The sequence below is a fragment of the Amantichitinum ursilacus genome, assembly GCF_001294205.1.
Lineage (GTDB): Bacteria > Pseudomonadota > Gammaproteobacteria > Burkholderiales > Chitinibacteraceae > Amantichitinum > Amantichitinum ursilacus.
Map to the genome: position 1 here is coordinate 225294 of NZ_LAQT01000001.1, position 25719 is coordinate 251012.

21 protein-coding genes are annotated in these 25719 nt (G+C 59.8%); 14 read left to right on the forward strand and 7 right to left on the reverse strand.

The features are described 5' to 3' along the window. Positions 1-59: 59 nt before the first annotated feature. The 4 genes from WG78_RS00980 (at position 60) to WG78_RS00995 (ending at position 5538) form a co-directional block, all read left to right on the forward strand. Complete coding sequence (locus WG78_RS00980; protein ID WP_053935916.1) at positions 60-2516, forward strand: hybrid sensor histidine kinase/response regulator; 2457 nt, start codon at positions 60-62, stop codon at positions 2514-2516. After that, entirely contained in the window at positions 2513-3610 is a 1098-nt protein-coding gene (gene cheB, locus WG78_RS00985) for a chemotaxis-specific protein-glutamate methyltransferase CheB (protein WP_083458676.1), read from the forward strand. Before WG78_RS00980 ends, cheB begins: the two co-directional genes overlap by 4 nt. 164 nt (positions 3611-3774) lie before the next feature. Next, a complete protein-coding gene (locus WG78_RS00990; RefSeq protein WP_053935917.1) occupies positions 3775-5166 on the forward strand; it encodes a hybrid sensor histidine kinase/response regulator in 1392 nt (463 codons plus the stop codon). 9 nt (positions 5167-5175) lie between these two features. Beyond that, on the forward strand, positions 5176-5538 hold the full coding sequence (locus tag WG78_RS00995; RefSeq protein ID WP_083458677.1) for a response regulator: 363 nt from the start codon (positions 5176-5178) through the stop codon (positions 5536-5538). Positions 5539-5654: 116 nt separating this feature from the next. Here WG78_RS00995 and WG78_RS01000 read toward each other — a convergent pair whose 3' ends face one another. Beyond that, positions 5655-6587: an NADP-dependent oxidoreductase gene (locus WG78_RS01000; RefSeq protein WP_053935918.1), complete on the reverse strand. Its 933-nt coding sequence runs from the start codon at positions 6585-6587 to the stop codon at positions 5655-5657. 111 nt (positions 6588-6698) lie between these two features. Between WG78_RS01000 and WG78_RS01005 the strand changes: the two genes are divergently transcribed. Continuing rightward, positions 6699-7580 (forward strand): LysR family transcriptional regulator, encoded by an 882-nt coding sequence (locus WG78_RS01005; protein ID WP_053935919.1) that lies wholly within the window; start codon positions 6699-6701, stop codon positions 7578-7580. 38 nt (positions 7581-7618) lie between these two features. Here the strand turns inward: WG78_RS01005 and WG78_RS01010 are convergent, their stop codons facing one another. After that, positions 7619-9229, reverse strand: a complete 1611-nt coding sequence (locus tag WG78_RS01010; protein WP_201782309.1) for a methyl-accepting chemotaxis protein — start codon at positions 9227-9229, stop codon at positions 7619-7621. 402 nt (positions 9230-9631) lie between these two features. Here WG78_RS01010 and uxaC point away from each other — a divergent pair, with 402 nt between their 5' ends. The 4 genes from uxaC (at position 9632) to WG78_RS01030 (ending at position 15672) form a co-directional block, all read left to right on the forward strand. Beyond that, the gene (uxaC, locus tag WG78_RS01015) at positions 9632-11026 is read left to right on the forward strand and encodes a glucuronate isomerase (protein ID WP_053935920.1); all 1395 of its coding nucleotides are present in this window, start codon (positions 9632-9634) and stop codon (positions 11024-11026) included. 69 nt (positions 11027-11095) lie between these two features. Then, on the forward strand, positions 11096-12694 hold the full coding sequence (locus WG78_RS01020; protein WP_053935921.1) for a UxaA family hydrolase: 1599 nt from the start codon (positions 11096-11098) through the stop codon (positions 12692-12694). Between the two features lie 21 nt (positions 12695-12715). Beyond that, positions 12716-14149, forward strand: coding sequence for a tagaturonate reductase (locus tag WG78_RS01025; protein ID WP_053935922.1), 1434 nt, complete (start codon positions 12716-12718; stop codon positions 14147-14149). A 224-nt stretch (positions 14150-14373) separates the two neighbouring features. Then, a complete protein-coding gene (locus tag WG78_RS01030; RefSeq protein WP_053935923.1) occupies positions 14374-15672 on the forward strand; it encodes an MFS transporter in 1299 nt (432 codons plus the stop codon). Between the two features lie 130 nt (positions 15673-15802). Here the strand turns inward: WG78_RS01030 and WG78_RS01035 are convergent, their stop codons facing one another. The 5 genes from WG78_RS01035 to trxB all read right to left on the reverse strand — a co-directional run bounded on the left by WG78_RS01035 (position 15803) and on the right by trxB (position 21432). Beyond that, the gene (locus tag WG78_RS01035; RefSeq protein WP_053935924.1) at positions 15803-16534 is read right to left on the reverse strand and encodes a GntR family transcriptional regulator; all 732 of its coding nucleotides are present in this window, start codon (positions 16532-16534) and stop codon (positions 15803-15805) included. Between the two features lie 157 nt (positions 16535-16691). Beyond that, a complete protein-coding gene (locus WG78_RS01040; protein ID WP_053935925.1) occupies positions 16692-17633 on the reverse strand; it encodes a sugar kinase in 942 nt (313 codons plus the stop codon). A 256-nt stretch (positions 17634-17889) separates the two neighbouring features. Continuing rightward, the gene (locus WG78_RS01045; protein ID WP_083458678.1) at positions 17890-19146 is read right to left on the reverse strand and encodes a porin; all 1257 of its coding nucleotides are present in this window, start codon (positions 19144-19146) and stop codon (positions 17890-17892) included. A gap of 562 nt (positions 19147-19708) precedes the next feature. Next, entirely contained in the window at positions 19709-20332 is a 624-nt protein-coding gene (locus WG78_RS01050) for a Smr/MutS family protein (protein ID WP_083458679.1), read from the reverse strand. Between the two features lie 146 nt (positions 20333-20478). Continuing rightward, entirely contained in the window at positions 20479-21432 is a 954-nt protein-coding gene (gene trxB / locus WG78_RS01055; RefSeq protein WP_053935927.1) for a thioredoxin-disulfide reductase, read from the reverse strand. Positions 21433-21679: 247 nt separating this feature from the next. Here trxB and WG78_RS01060 point away from each other — a divergent pair, with 247 nt between their 5' ends. From WG78_RS01060 to rpsB, 5 genes are all read left to right on the forward strand, one after another. Next, a complete protein-coding gene (locus WG78_RS01060; protein WP_053935928.1) occupies positions 21680-22432 on the forward strand; it encodes an ABC transporter permease in 753 nt (250 codons plus the stop codon). Continuing rightward, positions 22420-22980, forward strand: coding sequence for a hypothetical protein (locus WG78_RS01065; protein ID WP_053935929.1), 561 nt, complete (start codon positions 22420-22422; stop codon positions 22978-22980). Before WG78_RS01060 ends, WG78_RS01065 begins: the two co-directional genes overlap by 13 nt. Before the next feature lie 13 nt (positions 22981-22993). Beyond that, positions 22994-23968: an MlaD family protein gene (locus WG78_RS01070; RefSeq protein ID WP_053935930.1), complete on the forward strand. Its 975-nt coding sequence runs from the start codon at positions 22994-22996 to the stop codon at positions 23966-23968. Beyond that, positions 23965-24789 (forward strand): hypothetical protein, encoded by an 825-nt coding sequence (locus WG78_RS01075; RefSeq protein ID WP_152969004.1) that lies wholly within the window; start codon positions 23965-23967, stop codon positions 24787-24789. Before WG78_RS01070 ends, WG78_RS01075 begins: the two co-directional genes overlap by 4 nt. A gap of 130 nt (positions 24790-24919) precedes the next feature. Further along, positions 24920-25639, forward strand: coding sequence for a 30S ribosomal protein S2 (gene rpsB, locus WG78_RS01080; protein WP_053935932.1), 720 nt, complete (start codon positions 24920-24922; stop codon positions 25637-25639). Positions 25640-25719: the final 80 nt, after the last annotated feature.

Below are 25719 nucleotides of genomic sequence, written 5' to 3' on the forward strand. Positions count from 1 at the left end.
CGTACGGGCGCGCGCAAGCACAGTGGTTGTTGCTGACTATCAAGCCGGGTTGAGGGTGAATGTCGACTGAAGAAGAACGCTTTTTGCAGCGTTTGCTGGCCATGTTCCGCATCGAAGCGCAGGAACATCTGCAAACCATGTCCAGCCTGATGGTGGAGCTGGATGTGGCGGTGCGCGCCGAAGACGGTGGCGAAGTGCTGCAGCCGCTGATCGAAACCTTGTTCCGCGAGGCGCACAGCCTGAAAGGCGCAGCGCGCTCGGTCAATCTGGAAACGATCGAGCTGATTTGCCGCTCGCTGGAAAGCGTGCTGTCGGCGCTGCGCAAAAACCAGATGCCATTGACCGCGCCCGTGCATCGCGCCGTCAGCGATGCGGTGGCAGGGCTGGAAAACGTGCTGGCCGTCGAGCCGATTGATCGCCCGCTGGATCTGGCCGCCATCAAATTGATCGGCGCGCTGGACCAGTTGCTGACGCCGCCCGAAGAAGTGGGCATGCCGTTGCCGCCCGTGGAATCGCTGGCGCTGTCACCGCTGGGCTTGCAGCTGGAGCCGGTGATGCCGCTGCCGCCGCTGCCCGATCCGCTGCCGCAGGTGGCGCCGCCGCCTTTGCCTGCGCTTGAGGCGGTGCCGCAACCGGCCGCCCCCGCGCCCGTTACTGCGCCAGCCGAACATCCCGTCGCAGCGCCACCCGCCCATGCCGTACCCGAAGCGCCGGTTGCGCCTGCACCGGCAGTGATCGCGCATGACATTCATCCGCGCCATCAGGAAATGGGCGATACGGTGCGGGTGTCGGCGGGCCGCCTGGGCGTGTTGCTGAATGAACTGGAATCGTTGCTGGGCCTGAAACAAGATGCCACCCACCGCGTGGAATCGATCCGCGCCTTGCATGCCGAAGTGGCCGACTGGCGCCGCGAACGCGCGCGGGCGGTGCTGGGTTTGCGGGTGGCCGCGCGGCAGCAGAATACCGACAGCACGGGCGAGCTGGCGCGCTGGCTGGATATGAATACGCAAGACGAGTTGTTTGGCAAACAACTGCAAGACCGGCTGGCGCAGCTGGAACAAGCGGCGCGGCAGCAACAACGCGCGACGGCGTCGCTGGTGGATCAGCTGCTTGATGACGTCAAACAGGTGCTGTTGCAGCCGGCTTCCAGCCTGCTGGATCTGGTGCCGCGACTGGCGCGCGATCTCGGGATCACCACCGGCAAGCAGATTGACGTCACGCTGGAAGGCCAGAGCACCGAAATTGACCGGCGCATTCTGGAACAGCTAAAAGACCCGCTGATCCATCTGGTGCGCAACGCCATCGACCATGGCCTGGAAACGCCGGAAAAACGCCGCGCCCTGGGCAAGCCCGAACGTGGCCAGTTGCGCATCAGCGTGGCGCCGTACGAAGGCGGCAAAGTGCTGCTCAATATCGAGGATGACGGCGCCGGCATTGCGCTGCAGCGCATCCGCGAAGTGGCGTTGGCGCAGGGCCGATATACCGAGGCGCAACTGGATGCGATGGATACGCCCACCTTGCGCAATCTGATTTTTGAAACCGGCTTTTCCACCAGCCCGATCCTGACCGATTTGTCGGGCCACGGCCTGGGCCTGGCCATCGTGCGCGAGAAGGTCGAAAAGCTGGGCGGCCATTTATTGCTGGATGCGCCACCGGGCGGCGGCACGCGCTTTCAGATGCTGTTGCCGGCCACGCTGGCCACGTTCCGTGGCGTGTTGGTGACGGCGGGCGAACGCCAGTTTGTGCTGCCGACCCGCCATGTCGAACGCGTGCTGCGCTTGCCGGTGTCCGCCATCAGCAGCATGGGCAGCAAGCCCAGCACACGCATCGGCGATGAAGCCATGGCGGTGGTGCGGCTGGCCGAAACGCTGGGGTTGAACGCCAGTACCGCAGCGGTGGATGACTGGCTGAACGTGGCGGTCGTGGCCGCCAGTGGTCGGCGCATTGCCTTTGTGGTGGATGCGGTGATGGCGGATATCGAAGTGCTGGTAAAAGGGCTGGGTCCGCAATTACGCCATGTGCGCAATATCGCCGGCGCGACGTTGCTGGAAGGCGGCCAGGTGGTGCCGGTGCTGAACGCGGCCGAACTGATCGCCAGCGCCGCCGCCAGTGCGGGCAGCAGCTTGCGTCCCGCCGACCCCGATGCGCCAGCGCAGCAATCGTTGCTGGTGGCGGAAGATTCGATCACCTCGCGCTCTTTGCTTAAAGGCATTCTGGAAGCCAATGGCTACAAGGTGACTACCGCCGTCGACGGGCTGGATGCGCTGACGCAAGCGCGCGCGGGCCAGTTTGATCTGGTGGTGTCGGACGTCGAAATGCCGCGCATGGACGGTTTTGATCTGACCACGCGTTTGCGCGCCGAGAGCAAAACCGCCGCCACGCCCGTTATCCTGGTCACCGCGCTGGATAGCCGCGAACACAAGGAGCGCGGTGTGGAAGCAGGCGCCAATGCTTATATTGTGAAGAGTGCGTTTGACCAGACCAGCTTGCTGGCCGCAATCCGGAGATTGATATGAGAAAGCGGGTGCAGCCGATCCGCGTGCTGGTGGTTGAAGATTCGATGACCGCGCGCGAATTGTTGCTGGGCATTCTCAAGACTGACGCAGACATCGAGGTGGTGGGCACGGTGTCCAGCGGGGAAGACGCGGTGCGCTCGGCGCAAACGCTGCGCCCCGATGTCATCACCATGGACGTGATCCTGCCGGGCATGGACGGGTTTGAGGCCACGCGCCAGATCATGCAGACCGCGCCCACGCGCATCATCATCGTGACGGCAACGCCGGTGGATGTGAATGCGCGCGAGGATTTTCGGGTGCTGGAGGCAGGCGCATTGACGGTGCTGGTTAAACCGACGCCACCCGGCCATCCGAAACATGCCGAACTGGCCATCGAGTTATTGCAGATGATCCGCGCGATGGCCGGCGTGCAGGTCGTTAAACGCTGGGCCGGGCAGCGCGCGCCGGAGCCTTTGGCCGCGCCGGTCTTGCCATTTAACACTGGCATCAAGCCGCGCATTGTGGCCATCGGCGCGTCCACTGGCGGGCCGTTAACGCTGAAGTGCTTGCTGGAGAATCTGCCGAAACCGTTTCCATTACCGATTCTGATCGTGCAGCATATCGCCGAGGGCTTTACCCAAGGCTTTTGCGACTGGCTGGGCCAGGCCTGCGGCATGCCGGTGTATATGGCGCATCATGGCCAACGCATTGCGGCCGGGGCGGCTTATGTGGCGCCGTGGGACATGCAGATGCGGGTGACGCCGCTGGGGCTGATCGATCTGGTGGATGCGCCGCGCGAATATTGCGTGCGACCGTCAGCGTCGTTTATGTTTCGCGCCGTGGCGCAGGTGTATGGCGCGGCCGCAGTGGGCGTGTTGCTGACCGGCATGGGCCGCGATGGCGCCAAAGAACTGCGCATCATGCGCGAGGCGGGCGCGGTGACGTTTGCCCAGGATAAACAAAGCTCGGTGATTTTTGGTATGCCCGGCGAGGCCGTCAAACTGGATGCCGCCGTATATATCCAGCCCCCCGAAGTGATCGCCATGACCATCGGCCAGTTAGTGGAGCGCCTGCCTGCGCAACCGCTGCCGTCAGTCGGGCAAACCCGTCGGTAATTGCGATTGCAACGTATGTATTAACGTGTGAGCCACGCGCCAGACGCGTGCCACCTCCAACAAGGCCGGTACAGGCCACGGCTCGTCCGCGCTGACGCTTGCTTGCCGCAAGGCGGGCGCGAGCCGCACAGATTGATAAACGCAGCAGCAACACGGAGTAGTACATGGACAACAAGTCCACGGGCACCGAGATCCTGATTGTTGAGGACAGCCCAACCCAGGCGGAAAAACTGCGCTACCAGATCGAGAGCAAAGGCTATGCCGTGCGCGTGGCGGCCAATGGCCATCAGGCCCTGGCGCTGATGGAGCAAAAGCGGCCCAATCTGGTGTTGTCCGATGTGGTGATGCCGCAAATGGACGGCTATACGCTGTGCAGCACCATCAAGGCCACGCCGCAATGGCGTGATGTGCCGGTGATCCTGGTGACGTCGCTCACCGACCCCAAGGACATCATCCGCGGGCTGGAATGCGGTGCCGACAACTTTATCCGCAAGCCTTACGACGAAACCTATCTGCTCACGCTGATTGAGCATGTATTGATGAACCAGAAATTGCGCCATGGCCAGAATGTGCAATTCGGCATCGCGCTATATCTGGGCAATCAAAAGCATTTTATTAATGCCGAACGCCAACAGATTCTGGATTTGCTGATCTCGACCTACGAACAGGCCGTGATGGTGAATGAGCAATTGTTAAAGCGCGAACGCCAGGTTAGCGAACTGAATATCCGGCTGGCGCAACACGCGGCGGAACTGGAAGAAACCAATAAAGAAATCGCGCGTAAAAACCAGGAGCTGGAACATAGCAGCCGCATGAAATCGGAATTTCTGGCCAATATGTCGCACGAATTGCGCACGCCGCTGAATGCGATTATTGGTTTTTCCGAAGTCTTGCGCGATGGTTTGATCGGCGAGCTGGATGCGCAGCAAAAAGAATTTGTGTCGGATATCTATTCCAGCGGCGAACATTTGCTGCTGCTGATCAACGATATTCTGGACTTGTCGAAGATTGAAGCCGGCAAGATGGAACTGGAAATTGAGTCGGTGGATTTGCAGACCTTGCTGCAAAACTGCCTGACGGTATTAAAAGGCCGCGCCTATTCGCATCGCATTGAATTGAAAGTGGACGCGGATGAACTGGGCCGCGCGCAACTGGACCCGCGCAAGACCAAGCAGATTATTTATAACCTGTTGTCCAATGCCGTTAAATTTACCCCCGATGGCGGCGCGGTCACGGTGATTGCGCGCCGCGTGAGCGGGGCCAGTCTGAATGGATTGCGGTTTATTGGTAGTGACAGCGCAGCCACGCATCCGGAATATCTGGCGATTGCCGTACGCGATACCGGCATCGGCATTACGCCGGAAGAATTGAATAATCTGTTCCAGCCGTTTGTACAGCTGGATAGTTCGTTGTCGCGCAAATACGAAGGCACTGGCTTGGGCCTGGCGCTGGTGCGGCAACTGGTTGAGTTGTATGACGGACGTTTGTCGGTGGAAAGCACTGCCGGGCAAGGGTCCGAATTCAAGGTGTGGTTGCCCTACCACCCGGTGGAGTAGGCAGGCGTTATGGCACGAATATTAATCATTGAAGACAACGCGGCGAATCTGAAGCTGTTTACGTTTCTGCTCAAGAATGCAGGGCATACAGTCAGTACCGCCACCGAAGCCGCCACCGGTTTATCGCTGGCGCGCACCGAATTGCCCGACCTGATTTTGATGGATGTGCAATTGCCCGGCATGGACGGGCTGGAAGCCACGCGTTTGTTAAAAGCCGACAGCACCACGGGCCACATCAAAGTGGTGGTGGTGACCGCATTTGCCATGAAAGGCGACGAGGCGCGCATGCTGGCTGCCGGTTGCGACGGCTATGTGGCCAAGCCGATTCATTACGGTGATTTTCTGGAAAAGGTGAATGCGGCATTGGCCTGATTGGCTTTTGCCAACGCCAATAAAAAAAAGCCAGCGAATGCTGGCTTTTTTGTTTTGCGGCTTAAGCGAAAGCGGGCGCCCGCCATGCTGTGGCCAATGCGCCACGTTAGCGTGGACTACAGCGAAAAATCGACCAAGCTCTTGCCGGGTTGCGGCTGCGTGCGATTGCGTTCGATGGCGGCGGGCAGATCAGCAAACGGCACCACCGCGCCGATCCGCGATTGCACGCGTTGCTGCGCCACGTCATCAGCCAGTTGTTGCAGCAAGGCGCTGTCCGGCGTGTTGATAAACCACAGGCCGCGGCGACCCGGCGGGGTGCTGGCCACGATGGCGGGCGAGGCGGTGCTGACGATCGCGCCGTCTTGCGCCAGCACGCGCCACGAGCGGTCGAGTACCTCGCCCCCGACGTAATCGAGCACCAGATCGATATCGCGCATCGTGTTCTCGAACTGCGCCTGGTCGTAGGCGACGACGTGGTCCGCGCCGAGGCGTTGGACTGTCGCGACCTGCGAACTACGCGTGGTGGCGTATACCACCGCACCGGCCCGATGGGCGTATTGCACGGCAAAACCGCCCAGGCCACCCGCCGCGCCGTGGATCAAAATGCGTTGCCCAGCGTGGAGCGGGCCGGCGTGGTGCAGGCTTTGCCAGGCCGAGACGGTAGCAACCGGCAGGGCGGCGGCGTCCACATCGCTTAAGGCATCCGGCGTTTTGATCAGATTGGCGGCATTGACCGCCACCAGCTCCGCATAAGCGCCGAGGTCGCCCAGAGCGCCCATCACCCGATCACCCTGACGCAGATGGGTGACATCCGGGCCGACGGCTTCGACGACGCCCGCCAGTTCGATACCCAGCACAGTGGGCAGTTGCAGCGGAAAGGCATCGCGGACATAGCCTTCACGGACTTTCCAGTCGAGGGCATTGATGCCCGCGGCGCGTACTCGCACCAGTACCTGGCCTGCGCCCGCCGTGGGGGCGGCGATGTGGCCGATCTGTGTCGCGTTCTGGTCGCCGTATTCGTTTAAAACCAATGCACGGATGGTATTCATGATGGAGCTCCTGTTGAGTGGTGGCGTTGCCGACAACCGAACAATAGGCAGTTTCATAAACAAAACACAGACGCTAAGATCGAGACATATCGGATCAAAAATGAGACACGCATGGATTTGAACGCGCTGGATGATTTTCAGTTGGTCGCTGCGCACGGCGGCTTTGGCCGGGCCAGTCGCGCCAGTGGCCGCTCCAAAGCCACGTTGTCGCGCCGGGTGACGGAGCTGGAAGAAGCGCTGGGCGTGCGCCTGGTGGAGCGCGGCGCGCGCAGCCTGCAATTGACTGAAGCTGGACAGCAGCTGCTCGCGCGCACCGAAGGCCCGATGTACGAAGTGGCGGATGCGATCGCTGCCGTACGCGAAGGCGTCGCCACGCCGCGCGGCAATCTGCGCATTGCCGCGCCCTCGCTGTTCGGACAACTGGCGCTGGGCACACTGGTTGCGCGGTTTCGCACGCTGTACCCGGACGTGGAGATTGAAGTCGTGGCCGATGACCGCCGGGTTAATCTGGTGGAAGAGCAATTTGATATCGCCATCCGCATTGATCCAGACCCGGACACCGCGCTGGTGGGCCGCTGCTTTGCGCGCGACCGGCTGGTGCTGGCTGCGCCCCCTTTGCTCGCCCCGCCCAGCGGCGATCTGGACGAGGTAGTCCCGGTGCCCGCCGTGGTGATGCCCAGTTATCGCGAGGGCGACATCTGGACTTTGCGCGATCGCGCGCCCAGGTTGCTGCCGCGCCCGGTGTTGCGGCTGTCCTCGTTGCTGATGGTGCGCGATGCCATCGTCGCGGGCGCGGGCGTGGGGCTGGTGCCGCAGTCGATTATTGGCGGGCAACTGCAACGCGGCGAGCTGGTCAGCTGGGGTACGCGCGGCGGCGACGTGGCGCTGTGGGTGCTGCACACCTCGCGCCGCTTGCAGAGCCCCAAGGTGCGCGCTTTTGTCGAGTTTTTATGCGACCAGTATCCGGACAAGGCGTTTCTCGCGTCGGTCTGACCTGAGCGCGCCCACGCAAGCCGGGGCTGGCGGGGGCGTTACAGCGTAAAGCGCGCTACCGATTGATGCAGCGCGGCCGCCAACTGCTTGAGCATGTCCACATTCTGGTTGGCCGCGTGCACCGACGTCACCGCGCTTTCCACCATCTGCGCGATTTTCTCGACGTTGTTGGCCACGGTATTGCTGGCCAGGCTTTGTTCAGCCGCCGCGTTGGCGACATCGCGCACGCGTTGCAGGCTGGCGTTAGCCCCGTCGTTGATCTGCTGCAACGCGCTGGCGGCATTGCGTGCCATGTTCACACTGCCGGTCACCAACGGCGTTACCGCCTGCATGCTTTTGACTGCATCGGCGGTGTCGCTGCGGATACGGTGCACCATGCTGTTGATCTGCGTGGTGGCCTGCGTAGTGCGCTCGGCCAGCTTGCGCACTTCGTCGGCCACCACGGTAAAGCCGCGCCCTTGTTCGCCGGCGCGGGCGGCTTCAATGGCGGCGTTCAGGGCCAACAGATTGGTCTGATTGGCGATCTCCTTGATCTGCGCCGACATCCCTTCGATCTCGCGTGACCGTTCGGCCAGGCCGGTGATCAGCTCGGCGGCGCACGTTACGTCCCCCAGCAATTCGCCGATCTGCGCGGCCACGTGGGCGACCAGATCGCCGCCCTGATCAGCCAGCTCGGTGGTGTGGGCGGAGTTCTTTTCGGTTTCGCGGGCGCTGATCGAAATCTGGTCGATGCTGACCGACATTTGTTCGATGGCGGCAGCGGTGGAGGCGGTGGCGTCGGACGACTGGCGCGACGACAGATGGATATGGCTCATTTCATTGGACAGGCTGCGCGCCGCGTCCGACAGCGCGGCTTCGCCTTGCTGGATGCCGTGGATCATGTCGCGCAGGCCGCTTTGCATCGCGGCAATCGCGCCCAGCACGCTTTCGCGCCCGCCGCGCAGATCAACCGGGTGGCTCAGGTCACCGCCCGCGATGGCCAGCGCCACGGCGCGGGCGTAATCGGGCTCACCGCCCAGTTGAAAATAAATGCGCCGCGACATCACCACCGCCAGGCCCGTCACCGCCGCCAATGCCACACCGCCGATTAACAAAAAATGCCATACCAGCTGCCACCAGGCCTGGTCGATATCGTCGACAAACACGCCAAAGCCAATCAGCCAACCCCAGCCTGCTACTTGAGTGACGCCGTTGATTTTGGGCGCGAGCGGACTGTCGGCGGCCCGTTTGCTCATGTCGTTAAAGAAGGCGAAATCGGTGTTTTGCAGCTGATACAGATATTCCTCGAAGTTGCGGCGTCCGCTGGCCACCGGCGCGCCCCAATCGACCTTGCCAATTACATCGGGATTGGGATGGACCAGACCGACCGCGTCTTTGCTGCGGGCCCACAAATAGAGCTTGCCGTCGCGTAAGCCACTCAGCGCCTGCAGCGCGCGGGCCTGCGCTTCTTCGTGGGACAGTTTTCCGTCTTTTTCCAGCGTCTGAAACAGGCTGACTTGCTGCCGGGCCAGGCCCAGGACGGCGCGGATTTCTTCATGCCGGTCTGCCAGCATGGTGGTGTGCAAAGTCTGCAAGGCAAACAGCGCCAGTAACAGCAGGCCCGCGATGGCGCTGCCCACGATGAATGCAAGCCGAGTTGATAATTTCAATTTTCATGCTCCGGTACTTCATGCAAAAGACGCCCGCCGGCGACGCATCAGCGTGTTGGCGCGGTGTCAGGAAGGTGTTTCCGGAGTCATTGTTGATCGGTGTTTAGCGCGACAACCTGACAAATATCAAAAAATATTACGGCAGATTACGATAAACATGTGCTGCTGAGGCGCCGCCTCGGCATGTCTTTGCGGTGCGCCTGCGCGCCTTCTGTTGTTTTCGCTCCACGGCACGTCGCCATCTCCACAATGTTTGATCCAAGTCAGATGTAACCGGTCGCGAAGAGCCTACAAATGCGCCTGTCATCCTGATATATCACAACGCGCCACTTGATATATCAGGAACGCAGGGCCGCGATCTGACTGGATTGCAGCCTTGCCCCCATACATCGAGGAGGCCGTATGACTGCATTTATGGACGAAGATTTTCTGCTGGACAGCCACGTGGCCAAGCGCCTGTATCACGAGGTGGCCGCCGATTTGCCCATCATTGATTACCACTCGCACCTGCAGCAGGGCGAGATTGCCAGCCGCAAGCAATTTCGCAATATCGCCGAACTATGGCTGGGGGGTGACCATTACAAGTGGCGCTTGATGCGTAGTGCTGGCGTAAGCGAAGACTTCATTACCGGTAATCGTACGGATGAAGAAAAATTCCGCGCTTTCTGCAAAGTGCTGCCCCTGGCGATTGGCAATCCGATCTACCACTGGAGCCATCTGGAACTGCGCCGCATCTTTGGCATTGATCTGCTGATCAACGAAAAAAACGCCGCGCAAATCTGGGAACGCGCCAACGCCAGACTGGCTGGCATGGATACCTGGGCCTTCCTCGAACAAGCCGGCGTTGAAGTGGCCTGCACGACGGACGATCCGGCCGATGATCTGGCGCAACACGCCGCGATCAAACAGATGGATCTTAAAACCCGCGTGCTGCCGGCTTACCGCCCCGACAAAGCCATGCGTATCAACCAGCAGGATTTTGTCGAGTATCTGCAAAGGCTGGGTGCGGTGGCCGACGTCCAGATCGCCAGCTTTGCCGACATGATGCAAGCGCTGGCCCAACGCGTGACCTTCTTCGATGAACAGGGCGCGCGCATTTCCGATCACGCCGTCGATGTGGCCTTGCCGGTAACGCCGTTGCCGCCGGAACAGATTGAACAGCTGTTCCAGAAGCGCCTCGGCGGCACGCTGCTGGAAGCGGCCGAAGTGGCGCAATACGTGCTGGCGGTACTGACCGGGCTGGGCCGGGTCTATGCCGCGCATGACTGGACCATGTGTCTGCACATTGGCGCGCAACGCAACAACAACCGCCGCATGCTGGCGCGCCTGGGGGCGGACACCGGCTACGACTCAATCTCCGACATGAGCTGCAGCGCCGGTCTGGCGGGCTTGCTGGATACGCTGGACAGCGAGGCGCGCCTGCCCAAAACCATGCTGTTCTGCCTGAACCCGGGTATGAACGAAATCCTCTCGACGTTGATCGGCAATTTCCAGGATGGCTCGGTGGCCGGCAAGGTGCAGTACGGCCCGGCGTGGTGGTTTAACGATCACAAAGAAGGCAATTTGCAGCAGCTGATTACCCTGGCCAACCACGGCGTGCTGGGCACGTCGGTGGGCATGGTCACCGATTCGCGCAGCTTTGCGTCTTATCCGCGGCACGATTATTTCCGGCGTTTGTTGTGCCGCCAACTGGGCCAGTGGGTGGCGGGCGGCGAGTTTCCCGATGACTTCGAAGCGCTGAGCACCGTGGTGCGCGGCATTTGCTACGAAAACGCCAAGCGCTACTTCGCGCTGTAACCCCCGCGCGCTGCGGCGGCGGGTTGCCGTCGCATCGCGCTAATCAGAACGCAAAGAGAGGCCACGGCCATGCAAACAATTCTCTGCATCCATCCGGACGACGACATGCTGGTGGCGCTGGTCGATCTGGCGGCGGGCCAACTGGTGAGCTGGGAAGGTGATTCGATCCTGATCAATACGCCGGTTGCCGCCAAACACAAATTTGCCCGTCGCAATCTGGCGCAAGGCGAATTGCTCAAGCTGTACGGCGTGCCGGTCGGTCGCGCCATGGCGCCGATCAGGCGCGGCGAAGCGGTGACCACCGAGAACCTGGAACACTACGCGGCCGATGTCGAAATAGCGGCCACCCAACCGTATCAATGGACCGCGCCCGATATGGCACGCTGGCAAGACGCCACCTTTGAGGGCGTGGTGCGCGCGGACGGTCGCGTGGGCACGGCCAATTACTGGCTGATTTTTCCGCTGGTGTTCTGCGAAAACCGCAATGTGGAACATCTGCGCAATGCGCTCGAAGGCCCGTTGGGTTACGCCACCCAGGATCTGGCCGCCTACACGCTGGCTTTGCTGGGTGAGGAGATGGCGGCGCCGCGCGCAGTAACGCGTCCGTTCGCCAACGTAGATGGCGTACGCATCATCACCCACGCTGGCGGCTGTGGCGGCACCCGCGCTGACGCGCGCTCGCTGTGCAAGGTGTTGGCCGCATATGCCGATCACCCCAATGTGGCCGGCATTACCGTGTTTAGCCTGGGTTGCCAGAACGCGCAGATCAGCATGTTCCAGGACGCGCTGAAAGCCCGCAATCCGGCATTCGACAAGCCCTGTCTGATCTACGAGCAGCAGAAGTGGGATAGCGAAGACGCCATGATGAAAGCCGTGTTGCAAGACACGCTGAATGGCTTGAAAGCGGCGAACGCGGTGACGCGCCAGCCGGTGCCGCTGTCCGCGCTGAAGATCGGCGTTAAATGCGGCGGCTCGGATGGCTTTTCGGGCTTGTCCGCCAATCCGGCGATGGGTCTGGTGTCCGACATGGTGGTGGCCGTCGGTGGCGGTTCCATCCTGGCGGAATTTCCCGAGCTGTGCGGCGTGGAAGCCAGCCTGATCGAGCGTTGCCAGAACGACGACGACAAGCGTCGCTTTCTGGGCATGATGCGCGATTTTGAAGCCAGGGCGCAGGCCGTGGGCACCAGCTTTGCCGCCAATCCCAGCCCCGGCAACATCCGCGATGGTTTGATCACCGACGCCATCAAATCGGCAGGCGCGGCCAAAAAGGGCGGTACGTCGCCGATCGTGTCGGTGCTGGATTACGGCGAGCCCGCCGCCAGGCCGGGGCTGTCTTTGCTGTGCACGCCCGGCGGCGACGTCGAATCGGTAACCGGCATCGTGGCTTCGGGCGCCAATGTGGTGTTGTTTTCCACGGGCCTGGGCACGCCCACCGGCAACCCCATCGTGCCGGTGCTGAAGATCGCCACCAACACCCGCATGGCCACGCGGCTGAAAGACATGATCGATTTCGATTGCGGCCCGGTGATATCCGGCACGCCGTTGCCCGAGGTGGCCGAGGGCCTGTTCGAGATGGTGCTGCAAACCGCGGGTGGCCGTTATCGCGCCAAAGCGGACCGCTTGCAGCAATACGATTTTATTTTCTGGAAACGCGATATCTCGCTTTAAGCCGTGTGCCACGGAGGACCTATGCAACAACTCGACCGAACCCAGCCTGATACCTCACCAATCCGTTTTGTGCAATTTGGCGAAGGCAATTTCTTGCGCGCATTTATTGATTGGCAAATCGATTTGCTCAATGAACGTGTAGGCCTGGATGCCAGTGTAGTCATCGTGCGCCCGATTGCGCGCCCCGATATGCCTTTGCTGAATACGCAAGGCGGCGTTTATACCACCTTGATACGCGGTCTGAATGAAGACGGTGTGCCAGTCAAGGAATATCGGCAGATTCAATGCGTGAAAGGTGAAGTGGATGCCACCGCGCGCTGGAATGATGTATTGGCCCTGGCGCATGTGCCGTCATTGCGCTTTGTGGTGTCCAATACCACCGAGGCGGGCATCTGTATTAATAATACGGATGGATTTGAAGATTTTCCGCCAAGCAGTTTTCCCGCCAAATTAACCCGGTTTCTGTTTGAACGTTATCGCCATTTTGAAGGCGCTACGGATAAAGGCGTCGTGTTATTGCCTTGCGAATTGATTGACCATAATGGCGATGCACTCAAACAGGCGGTGATCCATTTTGCGGCGTTGTGGAAACTGGGCGATGCATTTAATGGTTGGCTGGATTCCGCCTGCACATTTTGCTCCACCTTGGTGGACCGGATTGTGACGGGTTATCCGCGCGGCGAAATCGCGGCGATCGAAAAAGAATTGGGTTATACCGATGCATTTCTAGTCACTGCGGAATATTTTTATCTGTTTGTGATTGAGGGTCCGGCGTGGCTGGCCGATGAATTGAAACTGGCCGGCGCCGATCTGAATATCCAGTTGGTCGATGACATTACCCCATATAAGCAGCGCAAAGTCGGCGTGCTGAATGGGGGGCACACCAGCATGGTGCCGGTGGCGCTGCTGGCTGGATTGGAAACCGTGGGCGCCGCGATGGATGATCCGCTGGTAAGCCGCTTTCTGTTGCGCACTCTGGACGAAGAAATCATCCCTGCGTTGCCATTGCCGCGCGCCGAGCTTGATCCGTTTGCCGCTGATGTTTTGCTGCGATTTCGCAATCCCTATATCCAGCATCGGCTGGAATCAATTGCACTGAATAGCTGGAGCAAATTTGCCGCACGCGTGATGCCGCAATTGCTGCAATACCAGAAAACCAATGGCGTATTGCCGCAACGGTTGGTGTTTGCCTTGGCCGCCAATATGTTGTTGTACCGCGGTTTGATGGTGACGCTGACTGATGACCCTGCACATCTGGCCTGGTTTGAAGACGCCTGGGAGAAATTCCGCACACATCGAATCAACTTTGCCGAAATCGCCCAAGGCTGGTTGGCCAATAAAGCGGTGTGGGGTGCGGATTTAAATCAAGTACCACAGCTGACGGAAAGTCTGGAAAAAACTTTGCAATTGATTGATATAAACGGGGTTCGTAAAGCATTGCTCGAATTAGTATAGGAATAATCCTAACTATTCGCGGCAAGTCATGAAAATAAAAATCACGCATTGCATCGTCAAATCAATGCGTGATTCAAAAACGACACCGATATAAACGTATTTACGAGAGGCAACGGTTGTAATCAGGCAACCAGTTACCCGATACCTGTTTTGAAAGGCAGATACACCGGCGTTGGACCGGTTAATTGCCAGCTTGCAAAACTTAAAGGTGCGAGGAAAAAATCATGGGTAAAGTCAAGGGAATGCGCTGGTGGATGGTCGGGATGGTAACGGCCGGGTTGATTGTTAATTATCTGGCGCGAAATACATTGTCGGTGGCCGCGCCAACAATGATGCACGATCTGCATATGACCACCAAAGAGTATTCATATGTGGTTGTGGCATGGCAGGCATGTTATGCATTAATGCAGCCGGTGGCGGGTTATATTCTGGATGCAATTGGCACCAAGATTGGTTTTGCCATATTTGCTTGCGCGTGGTCGGTTGCGTGCGCGGCGGCCGCTTTTGCCGGTAACTGGCAAGGGCTGGCAGTATTTCGTGGCATGTTGGGGTTGACCGAAGCGGCGGGTATTCCCGCGGGCGTTAAAGCCACTACCGAATGGTTTCCGGCCAGGGAACGCTCGGTAGCAATCGGCTGGTTCAATATTGGTTCGTCGATTGGCGCGTTGCTGGCGCCGCCGCTGGTGGTCTGGGCCATCATGGCGGGCAGTTGGGAATGGGCGTTTGTGATTGTGGGTGTGCTGGGCGGCATCTGGACGGCATTGTGGATGCTGTTCTACAAGCACCCCAAAAACCAGAAAGCGCTGTCTGACGCCGAGCGCGACTACATTCTGGCGGGCCAGGAAGCGCAGTATCGCGAAGAGGGCGCGGCCGTTGCTCCGCGCGCCCGCTGGACCGCCATTGTCAAAAGCCGCAACTTCCGTGCCATTGCCATCCCGCGCTTTCTGTCGGAACCGGCCTGGCAAACCTTTAATGCGTGGATTCCGCTGTATATGGCCACCGAGCGCCATATGAATCTGAAAGAAATTGCCATGTTTGCCTGGCTGCCGTTTCTGGCTGCCGACATGGGCTGCGTGCTGGGCGGCTATCTAAGCCCGTTCTTCCACAAGTATTGCAATGTCGGTCTGTTCCAGTCGCGCAAGTTGGTGATGATTACCGGTGCGGTGTGCATGATTGGACCGGCATGTATCGGCCTGGTGAGCAGCCCGTATACCGCGATTGCCTTGCTGTGTGTGGGTGGCTTTGCCCATCAGACGCTGTCCGGCGCGCTGTATGCCATTACGTCCGACATGTTCGGCAAAAACGAAGTGGCGACGGCAACAGGCCTGGGCGGGATGTGTGGTTATCTGGGCGCGACGCTCTTTACGCTGTTCTTTGGCGTGCTGGTGACGCAAGTGGGCTACAGTCCGCTGTTTGTGATGTTGGCAATCTTTGATGTGATCGCTGCGATTACGCTGTGTTTGCTGGCCCGCGAACGGACCACGCCGCCCGCCCTGCCTTTGGCTGAACCGGCCATGGCTTGAGACACGCGCAGAGTGCGATGCGGGGTAGGGTAAGGAAGAGCGCAAAACGCCCGCTGAGCAGTCAGCGGGCGTTTTGTTGTGGCGTGTTGCGGTTGGATTCGGCCACGCCGCATGGGGCGCGGCATGGCTGCTAGCGCGGCGGTGTGGCGGTCGGCAAATGTGCGATGAAATATTCAGGCCGCATGGTGCGGGTGACTTCAAGAATCGGCAGCACGTGATCCAGATGGACACGCATGGCGGCGGTGGCGGCGTTGCTGTCGTTATTGGCGATGGCGGCGACGACTGCTTCGTGCTCGTCGACCACGCCTTCCATCCGGCCCGGCATCGGCAGAGTAAGGCGGCGATAGCGGTCGATCTGGGTTTTGGCCTGCAGCACCATCGGCCACACGCCCGGGTGGCCCGAGATTTCGGCCAACGCGGCATGAAACGCCTCGTCGCCCTGGTGAAAACCACGCGTGTCGCCCTGCTGCGCGCAGTACCGCTGCGCTTTAAGAATATCTTGCAGGCGCAGGATGGCTGGCGCATCGGCACGCTCGGCCGCTTTGGCGGCAATCGCCAGTTCCAGCGCGGTGCGCACCAGCATGGCTTCTTCCAGCGTATCCAGCGGAATGCGCGCTACAAACGTGCCCACGCGCGGCATGATTTCGATCAGGCCTTCATCCGCCAGCCGCTGCACCGCTTCATGCACCGGCGTACGGCTGGTGCCATGCGTCTGCGCGATGTCTTTTTCATTGATGCGGGTGCCGGGCAGCAGTGCCATATCAATGATCTGCTGGCGTAAATCCTGATAAACCCGTCGTGCGGCGCTGGGTTGCAGCGCTTGTTTGTCGACGGCCACGGCCGGCTGGCTTTGCGCCTTCATAGGACTGGTCCGGTTGAGTGTTTGGGCGGGGGGCAATGCCGCGCGGCCCGATGTTGCGCTGAGCGCCGGGCGCAGCGCGCGCCCGGTGGCGATTTTACGGCAATTGCCCCGAGGCGTAATCGTGCGCTGCGCCGCGCGGCCTTTCCGCAAATCCGCGCTAGAGCTGGATGGCGGGCATTGCGGTGGGCGCGATAATTGCGCCGCGATGGCGGATAACGGTGCCCGCCACGGTGTTGCCGATTTCGGCGGCGCTGATGACGTCATGGTCACACAGCCGTGCCGCCAGATAACCCGCAGCAAACGAATCACCGGCCGCAGTGGTATCCACCACTTGCGCCACAGGCGCGGGCGGGATCGAGACCGGCGGTTGGCCGACCAGCCGCACCAGCGTGTCGGCGCCGCCTTGTTTAACCACCACTTCGGGCGTGGGCAATGTCCAGACTTGCGCCAATGCATCGGCAACGCTGATCGGCGCTTCCTGCATGGCGATATGATCATCGAGCGTAATCAGGGCGATATCGGATTGCGCAAAAGCGCGCGCATACCAGCGACGAGCCTCGGCGCTATCGGGCCACAGCCGTGCACGGTAATTGTTGTCGAACACCACTTTGCCGCCGTGCTGACGCACGCTGTGAGCAGCGGCCAGCAAGCGTTCGCGCCCCGCTTGCGGCAGGATGGCCAGACTGATGCCGCTGAAATACAGCACATCCAGCGTGGCCAGCTCAAGCTCAAGCGCGCTGATTTCCGTCTCGAAATAGGCGCGGGCGGCACTGCTGTCGCGCCAGTAGCTGAAGGTGCGTTCGCCGGCCGCATCCACCTGGATCATGTACAGGCCCGGCACGCGGCCCGGCAGGCGCGATACCAGATGGGTGTCGATATTTTCGGCTTGCCACGCGTCAAGCATGGCCTGGCTATGGCGGTCGTCGCCCAACGCGGTGACGTAGCTGACCTCGGCCGGGCGGCCCGCCAGCATGCGCGCGAGGTAAATGGCTGTGTTAAGCGTGTCGCCGCCAAAACTGCGGCGTAATTGGCCGCCCACTTGTTCCTGCAGTTCGATCATGCATTCGCCAAACAAGGCAATGCGCTGGATGGATTTCATGGTTGAACGTCCTCGTAATCCCTGACAAGAAAAGAGCCGCGACAAGCGCTATCCACTCGGTGCGCGGCGGGCTAGCGCTATAGTGCGGCAAGCCGTAAAACCGGCGCTGATCCTGATCAAACTATGTAGATCTGGCGCGGGTTGGCGGTGGTTTGCCGAGCGCTTCGGTTAAAAAAAGACCGGAATAGCGCGACGGCCTTTTTGAGGAGGCAGGGCGATATTCCGGTTTCGGAAAACAGCGGTAACGCGTTACGGCTTAGAAGCGTGCGATCAAACCCACACCGAGGGCGCGGGGGCTATCACCGGGCGCCAGATAGGCCGAAGAGGTGCCGGCGTTGTTGCTATAAATGGGCGCCTGGCCCAGATCGACGCTTTGCAGCGCCTCGTTCCTGATTTCGGTGTAATACACATAAGTGGCGATATAACGATTGAAATTGTATTGCGCGCCAATCGCAAATTGTCTGGCGCCGTAATCATCGCTGCTGCCGGTCAGCGCATTGCTTAATCCACCCAATCTGGCATAGGCCACTTTGACGGAAACGTCATCCCGCAAATCCTGCGCGGCAGAAATCATCCAGCCATCTTGTTTCATGCTGCCTTCGGCATTGTGGCTGTTATAGCCGTAACTGCCGCGCTCCACGCCCACGCCTAAATAGGTTTTAGTGGGAAAAGTATAAGATGCCACGGCTTTATAGAAGGATGTATTGACGTTATTGACTGCGCCGGTGCTAAAGCCAGTGCCTTTGGCGATATTGTCGACCAGTACCCCGGTATTGGCCTGGCGGTCATAACCCAGGCCCAGCTGGAATCCGCTATAGCTATATTTGGCGGCCAATGAATAACGTTCGCGATTGCTGCCGCTGCTTTGCGCTTCGTCAAAGCCATACGAACCTGCCAGTTGCAAGCCTTTAAAATCGGGCGAGAAATAATGCACCGAGTTTTTCATGCGCGATTCACCGCGGCTGAAAATACTGTTGGCATTGCCGGTCATTTGCGCCGTGGTGTTATTGAAGACATCAAGGCCATTGACGGTCAGGCCCAGATTGCCGCCCAGCAAGCCGCCCGAGCCCACCAGGCTGCGATAGGCCGAGTCGTTATTGCCTGCAATCAGGCGACCAAAACGAGTGTCGTCGATACCGACAAACGAGTTGCGCGATTCCAGTGTGGCCGAGCTGCCCTGATCATTGACGCCGCCATTTTCAAAGTTATTAAGACCGCCTTCGAGCTGCCACACGGCTTTGGTGGTGGCATTAACCGGAATGGCGCCGGAGAAACCCAAGCGCGAATTACCGTCGGAAACGCGGCCGCGCGAGTCGTACGGTGTGGCGCCGCCGTCGGCTTTTACCGATTCGATCTGGGCATTTAAAAAGCCATATACTTTGGTTTCGATTTTGAGATCGCCAATGGTGGCAGTGCCCAGATCCGCTGCGGCGGCCAGGCCGGAAATGCCGGCAAACACACTGGCGCCGATGATCAGCATTGTTTTTAGATTGCAGCAGTCGACCTTCTTCATTGTTCTGACTCCCCGATTAATGAATTAATGCTTTTTATTAATGAATGACAAATGCAGAAATTCTGGGCGAATTAATCCCCGCCGCTGCCTACAGCGGGAAAGGCGCGGAATATTAGCGCACGATATTTACCGAATGCCCGAAATCGGGCTATCGATGCCTGATGGTGTTTTTATCCATATCCGCCCTTGATTTTTTATGCATTATTTGTGATATATCAGAATAACGGCGCTAATATATCAGCGAGTGTGCGCGGCAATAACTGATCTAGCGCAAACAATAATCGGATAAAGACGATAAATGCGCAGAAAGCTGCCGACGCAACATTGGCGCGGCCTGGCGGCTAATTGAGGGTGGAATTGGTTTTAAATTGAAGGTTACGCTGGCGTAATTTAACTTCGCCATTTTGGTGTGGCCATGCCGATAAAACTACAGCGAATACGTAAAAAAAAGCAGGCCTATGCAAGAGGGCGCGCCACCTTGCGCCAGCTTTAAACACAAAAGCAAATGTAGCGGAAAGCATCTGTTCGACGTTGGCGATGCATGCCCGAAGCACGCGGCCATTTATTTTTCGCGCCAGCCCTTCAACAGCACCAGCAAGGCGCCCGAGCCGCCATCCACGGCACGCGCCTGGCTAAACGCCAGTACCTCGTTGCGCTGCACCAGCCAGTTTTTCAGCTTCAGTTTCAGTACCGGCTCTCGGTTTTTCGAGCCCAACCCCTTGCCATGAATAATGCGCACGCAGCGTTTGTTGTTTTGCCGTGCCTGCAGCAAGAATCCGGCCACGGCAGTGCGCGCTTCGTCGGTGTTAAGGCCGTGCAGATCCAGTTCGCCCTGGATTACCCATTCGCCGCGGCGCAGCTTGCGTAGTGTGTCCAGCTTTTGCCCGGCGCGCAGGTAGAGCAATTCTTCGCCGGATTCCAGCTCATCCCACGGCCAGAAATCGGTCATGGCATCGGGCATGACAGCGGCTTCGTCTTTCATACGCTGGCGCGGCCACGGGCTGGGCCATTCTGGGGGATGTTGGTAGTCCGGTTTGCGATACAGCGGCGTCACGTCGCGCACTTCGGCCATAAACAATTCGTGATCAGTGGGCGCTGGCGGCGGCGCGGGCGCGGGCTTGGGGGCCGCGGCTTGCGTCTGCAGGCGCTTTTTGATCTGTTTGAGATTGTTTTTGAGGTCGGACATTACGGCGGGACGAAAGTGACGCGGGGCGGGCGGCCGCAATGGGCAAAACATAACATGCCAATGGCACAAACGGCAGGGGCGCACAGACACAAAAGGCGACCCGAAGGCCGCCTTTTACGTCGGGTGTGACTGGCTAAGCGCGTGGCTTAACGCAGTGTTTCCAGATACTTGTCTGCATCCAGCGCGGCCTGACAACCGCTGGCGGCCGAGGTGACCGCCTGACGGTAGATGTGGTCTTGCACATCGCCTGCGGCAAACACGCCCGGCACGCTGGTCGAGGTGGCGCCGCCATCACGGCCGCCCTTGGTGATGATGTAGCCGGTTTCGTCCATCTCCAGCTGGCCGCGGAAGATGTCGGTGTTGGGCTTGTGGCCAATTGCGATAAACACACCAGCCACGTCCAGATTGCTGGTCGCGCCATCAGTACTCGATTTCAGCCGCGCACCGGTTACGCCGGTGGCATCGCCCAGCACTTCGTCCAGCGTCTGGTTGGTGGCCAGCGTCATCTTGCCTTCGGCCACTTTCTCATGCAGATGGTCGACCAGAATCTTTTCGGCGCGGAAGGTATCGCGGCGATGTACCAGCGTTACGTGGCTGGCGATATTGCTGAGGTACAGCGCTTCTTCGACTGCGGTATTGCCGCCGCCGACCACCGCCACTTTCTGGCCGCGATAGAAGAAACCGTCACACGTGGCGCACGCCGAAACGCCCTTGCCGGCAAACGCTTCTTCGCTGGGCAGGCCCAGGTACTGGGCGGATGCGCCGGTGGCGATAATCAGTGCGTCGCAGGTGTATTCGCCCGCATCGCCCACCAGACGGATCGGCTTTTCTTGCAGATAGGTGGTGTGGATGTGGTCGAAGATCATTTCGGTGCCGAAGCGTTCCGCATGTTTCTGGAAACGGCTCATCAGTTCCGGACCCATCACGCCATCGTTATCGGCCGGCCAGTTATCCACGTCGGTGGTCGTCATCAACTGGCCGCCCTGGGCCAGACCGGTAATCAACACCGGCTTGAGGTTGGCGCGAGCAGCGTAAACAGCGGCGGTATAACCTGCAGGGCCGGAACCAAGAATCAGCAACGGCGAGTGTCGGGTGGACATGAGGGTTTCCTTTTTATCGTCAGTTAAGCGGCCGTTAGTCTAAGTCATACGATCACGCCGATCTAATCGAAAATGGCTATGGCCGCGATTACACAGTGCGTAATGCCTGTGCGCCAATTTTAATAGCGCCCCTGTTAGCCGAGTTATGGGCGTAAAGCCGTGTTGCAAGGGCGTTGCGCGTCACTGTGCGGGCAGATACATGCTGATACCAACTGCCATTCAGCCTGATGACAGTTTATAGTGCGGCTTGGCGCTAACCCAAGCCGCCGCCATCCCGCACATCAAAATCCAGACCATGCGCCTTGCCCAACTATTTGCCCCGATCACCACGCCGCTGGCTGGCTTGCGCCATCAGCCGGTGCGGCGCGTCTTGCTGCGGCAAATCTACTTTACCGGCAACGAGGCGGTGTTTCTGGTGCTGGCGATTGGCTTTGCGCTGGGCGCGATCGTGATTTCGCTATTACATGGTCAGTATGGCCAGAGCCGCGATGCATCGTTGCGCTTGCTGGCGTCGCTGAGCTTTAAAGAAATCAGCCCCTTGCTGGCGGCGATCATCCTGGTGGCGCGCTCGTCCTCCGCGGTGGCCAGCGAACTGGCCACCATGCAGGTGCATGGCGAAATCCGCAGCCTGTTTCGCATGGGTATTCCACCGGGCACTTATCTGATCATGCCGCGCGTGCTGGGTATGACCATCGCCTGCGTCGGGCTTACTTTATATATCGCGTTGATGTCGCAAGCGGGCGGCACGCTGTTTTCGGCCGGCACCGATGTCACGTATGAAATCCTGGCCATCGACCGCATCATGCGCATCGATTTGATGCTGACCTGCCTCGGCAAGGCGTTTGTGTTTGGTCTGGGTTGCTCGCTGACCGCGTGTTATGTGGGGCTGCGCGTGGGGCCGTATGTGACGGATATCCCCAAGGCGTCTTCGCGCGCCGTGATGCGCGGCTTGTTTGTGATTTTTTTGATCGAAACGGCGTGGACGCTATGTACGATCTGACGCTTGCGCCTACCGGCCCGATCCGGCTGGAACCCGGGCAGCGCTATTGGTGCGCCGCTCCGACGCGCGCCGAGGCCGAAACACTGCTGGATCTGGCGGCGGGGCTGGTGCAACTCAATTATCCGGGCCGGGTGGCGGTGCTGGAATCGAATGGTGGTTTGCTCAGCAACCTGCGTGTTTGGGAAAACCTGATCCTGCCCGCGTGGTATCAAAAGATAGCGCCGTTGCCCGAACTGGAAGCGCGCTTTGTTACTGCATTACAGCGCCTGGGAATCGGCGATACCGAAGTCGAGCGCATCGCCACTGCATTGCCCGTTACCTTGGAGCGCGACCGCAAACGCATGCTGTTGCTGGTGCGCGCGGCCATCTTGCGGCCCGGGCTGATGCTGCTGGACCAGGATATGTGGGGCCATTGCGCGCGCTCTGCCTTATTGCGACCGGTGCTGGATGAACTCAGCGCCAACGCCGCCGTGCTGGTGATCGGCCAGGGCGCGCCCGAGCAGGCATGGGGCCTGCATGATCTGACCCTGACCCCCGAAACAACATGAACAAGAATCGACAATGGCCTTGAAATATCTGCGGGACACCGATGCCCGTTTTCAGTGGTTGGGCTGGCGCGTGGCGATGTTTATCGCAATCGGGCTGGTGTGCTTTGGCCTGTTGCTGAGCCTGTTGGCGCTGAAGCAGGGCTATTTTGTCAGTCGCACCCGCTTGTCGTTTGTGGCCGAAAGCGGCAACGGCATGAACAACGGCATGCAGGTGCGCTTGTCCGGTTTCAAGATTGGCGTGGTGGATCAGGTGACGTTGAATGACCAGGCCAAAGTGGATGTGGAAATGCTGATCGACGACAAGTATCTGAAGTGGGTCAAGCCCGATTCGGTGGCATTGCTGCAGCAGGATGGCTTGCTGGGCGATCATTACATTGAAGTGGCGGGCGGCACGCCCGGCGCCGCGCCGATCAAGGAAGGCGGCAAGCTGGTGTTTGCGCCCGCGATGGGCTTGCCGGAGATTGCGGCGGATTTGCGTCAGCGCACCATCCCGATTATCGATTCGGTGCATGAGACGCTGGATTATGTGAATGACCCGAAAGGCGATATCCGCGGCACGCTGGCCAATGTGCAGGCGTTTTCGGCCGAACTGCGTGAGACCCGCAAAACGCTGGATCAGGTACTGGTTAATCTGGAGCACGTCAGCAAAAACGAACTGCCCGCCACCCTGGTGGCCAGCACCGATGCCGCGCGCCAGGCGCAATCGGTACTGAACAAAGCCGATCAGGTGGCGTCCGAAGTGGCGGCGCATGCGCCTGAAATCGTCGCCCATGCCAATACGGCCGCCAGTGAAGTGGCGCATATCACCACCACCACGCGCGAAGCCGTCGACCAGGCCGCGCCGCGCTTGCCGGGCCTGGTGCGTAACGCCGATGCGCTGGTGCAAACCGGTACCGAACTGGCCAATGGCGCCAGCCGTAGCTGGCCGTTTAACAAGTGGATGAGCGCGCCCGACGCGTCCGCGCCGATGCCCGATAGCCGCCAATGAAGCGCCTCGTTCCCGTTCTTCTATTAATACTGACCGCCTGCGCCAGTCAGCCCGCGCCGGTGCAACCTGCTGCGGTTAAACAATACAACGCACATGCGGTGGCGGCGCAACGCGCGGCCATGACAGGCGCGTGGGCTGATGCCGCCGCGCAATGGCAAGAGGCGCTGTTGCTGAGCGCCGCTGTGGATGATTGGGCCGGGCAGGGTGAAGCAAGGCTGGGATTGGCCAACGCCCAGGTTGAACTGACGCAACGGGATGCCGCACGCCAGACCATCGCGCCGATGCCGGGGCAAATGCTGTTCCCGCGTTTGCAACGCAGCCGCGCCCATTACCAGTTGGCCTTGCTGGGCCTGCCAGATACGCACGCCGCAGCGGACCACGTGCAGCAGGCGCGCGCGCTTTGCGATGCGCCGTGCGGATTGACGCCGTGGTTCGATAATCTGGATGCGCGCATTGCACTGGCCGAGCAAGACGGACCGCGCGCGGCAGCGTTGGCCTCCGCTGTGACCGCGCAAGCGGACGCGCCTGCATCCGAGCGCGCGCATGGCTGGCGGCTGCTGGCGGAGGCGCAATTGCAACAAGATCAGGGCGAAGCCGCTTGGGCATCGCTGCAATCGGCGCTGACGCTGGACCGGCAACTGGCTGTGCCGGCGTGGCTGGCTGATGACTTTGCCCTGCAGGTGCGTATCGGCCAGCAGCTCAAGCGTGCCGATGTGCGGGTGGATGGCCAGGCACGGCTGGACAGTGTGTGCGCCGCGGTCAGTGCGCCCGCATGTGCGACACGGCCGGTTGAACGGCAAGCCGGGCTTGAGGCGAAGTAACAATTACGGCATAATCCTGCGTTCCGCGCTGTGCGGAAAAACTTCCCGGTTCGCCCCTAAGGGTGCGTCAGATTCAATCTGGCGTGTCGCGCGAACGGTAGGCCATAACCCTTATCAAGGAATTTTTGCAATGTCTATCAGCATGCGTCAAATGCTCGAGGCCGGTGTTCACTTCGGCCACCAAACCCGTTACTGGCACCCGAAGATGGGTCAATACATCTTCGGCGCACGCAACAAGATTCACATCATCAACCTGGAAAAAACCCTGCCGCTGTTCGAAGAAGCACTGAAGTACGTGCGTCGTCTGTCGGCAAACAAGGGCACCGTGCTGTTCGTGGGCACCAAGCGTCAAGCACGCGAAATCCTGGCTGAAGAAGCACAACGCGCCGGCATGCCTTACGTCGACAACCGTTGGTTGGGCGGCATGCTGACCAACTTCAAGACCGTCAAGCAATCGATCAAGCGTCTGGAAGAGCTGACCGCCATCATCGCTGACGAAAACAACGGCTACGGCAAGAAAGAACTGCTAACCATCAAGCGCGAAGTTGAAAAGCTCGAGCGCTCGCTGGGCGGTATCAAGGATATGAAGGGTTTGCCGGACGCGCTGTTCGTGATCGACACCGGTTACCAACACGGCGCCATCGTCGAAGCCAAAAAACTGGGCATCCCGGTTATCGGCATCGTTGATACCAACAACAATCCAGATGGCATCGATTACGTGGTTCCGGGTAACGACGATTCCTCGCGCGCTATCCGTCTGTACGCTCGTGGCGTGGCTGACGCTGTGCTGGAAGGCCGTAACCAGGCTATCCAGGAAGTGGTTGAAGCTGCGACTGAAGCTCAAGCGTAATTAACGCTCGGTAATATCCAGTCGAAAAAGGGGCGCAACAGCCCCTTTTTCGTAAGTATTCAAAAATCATCGAATCAGGA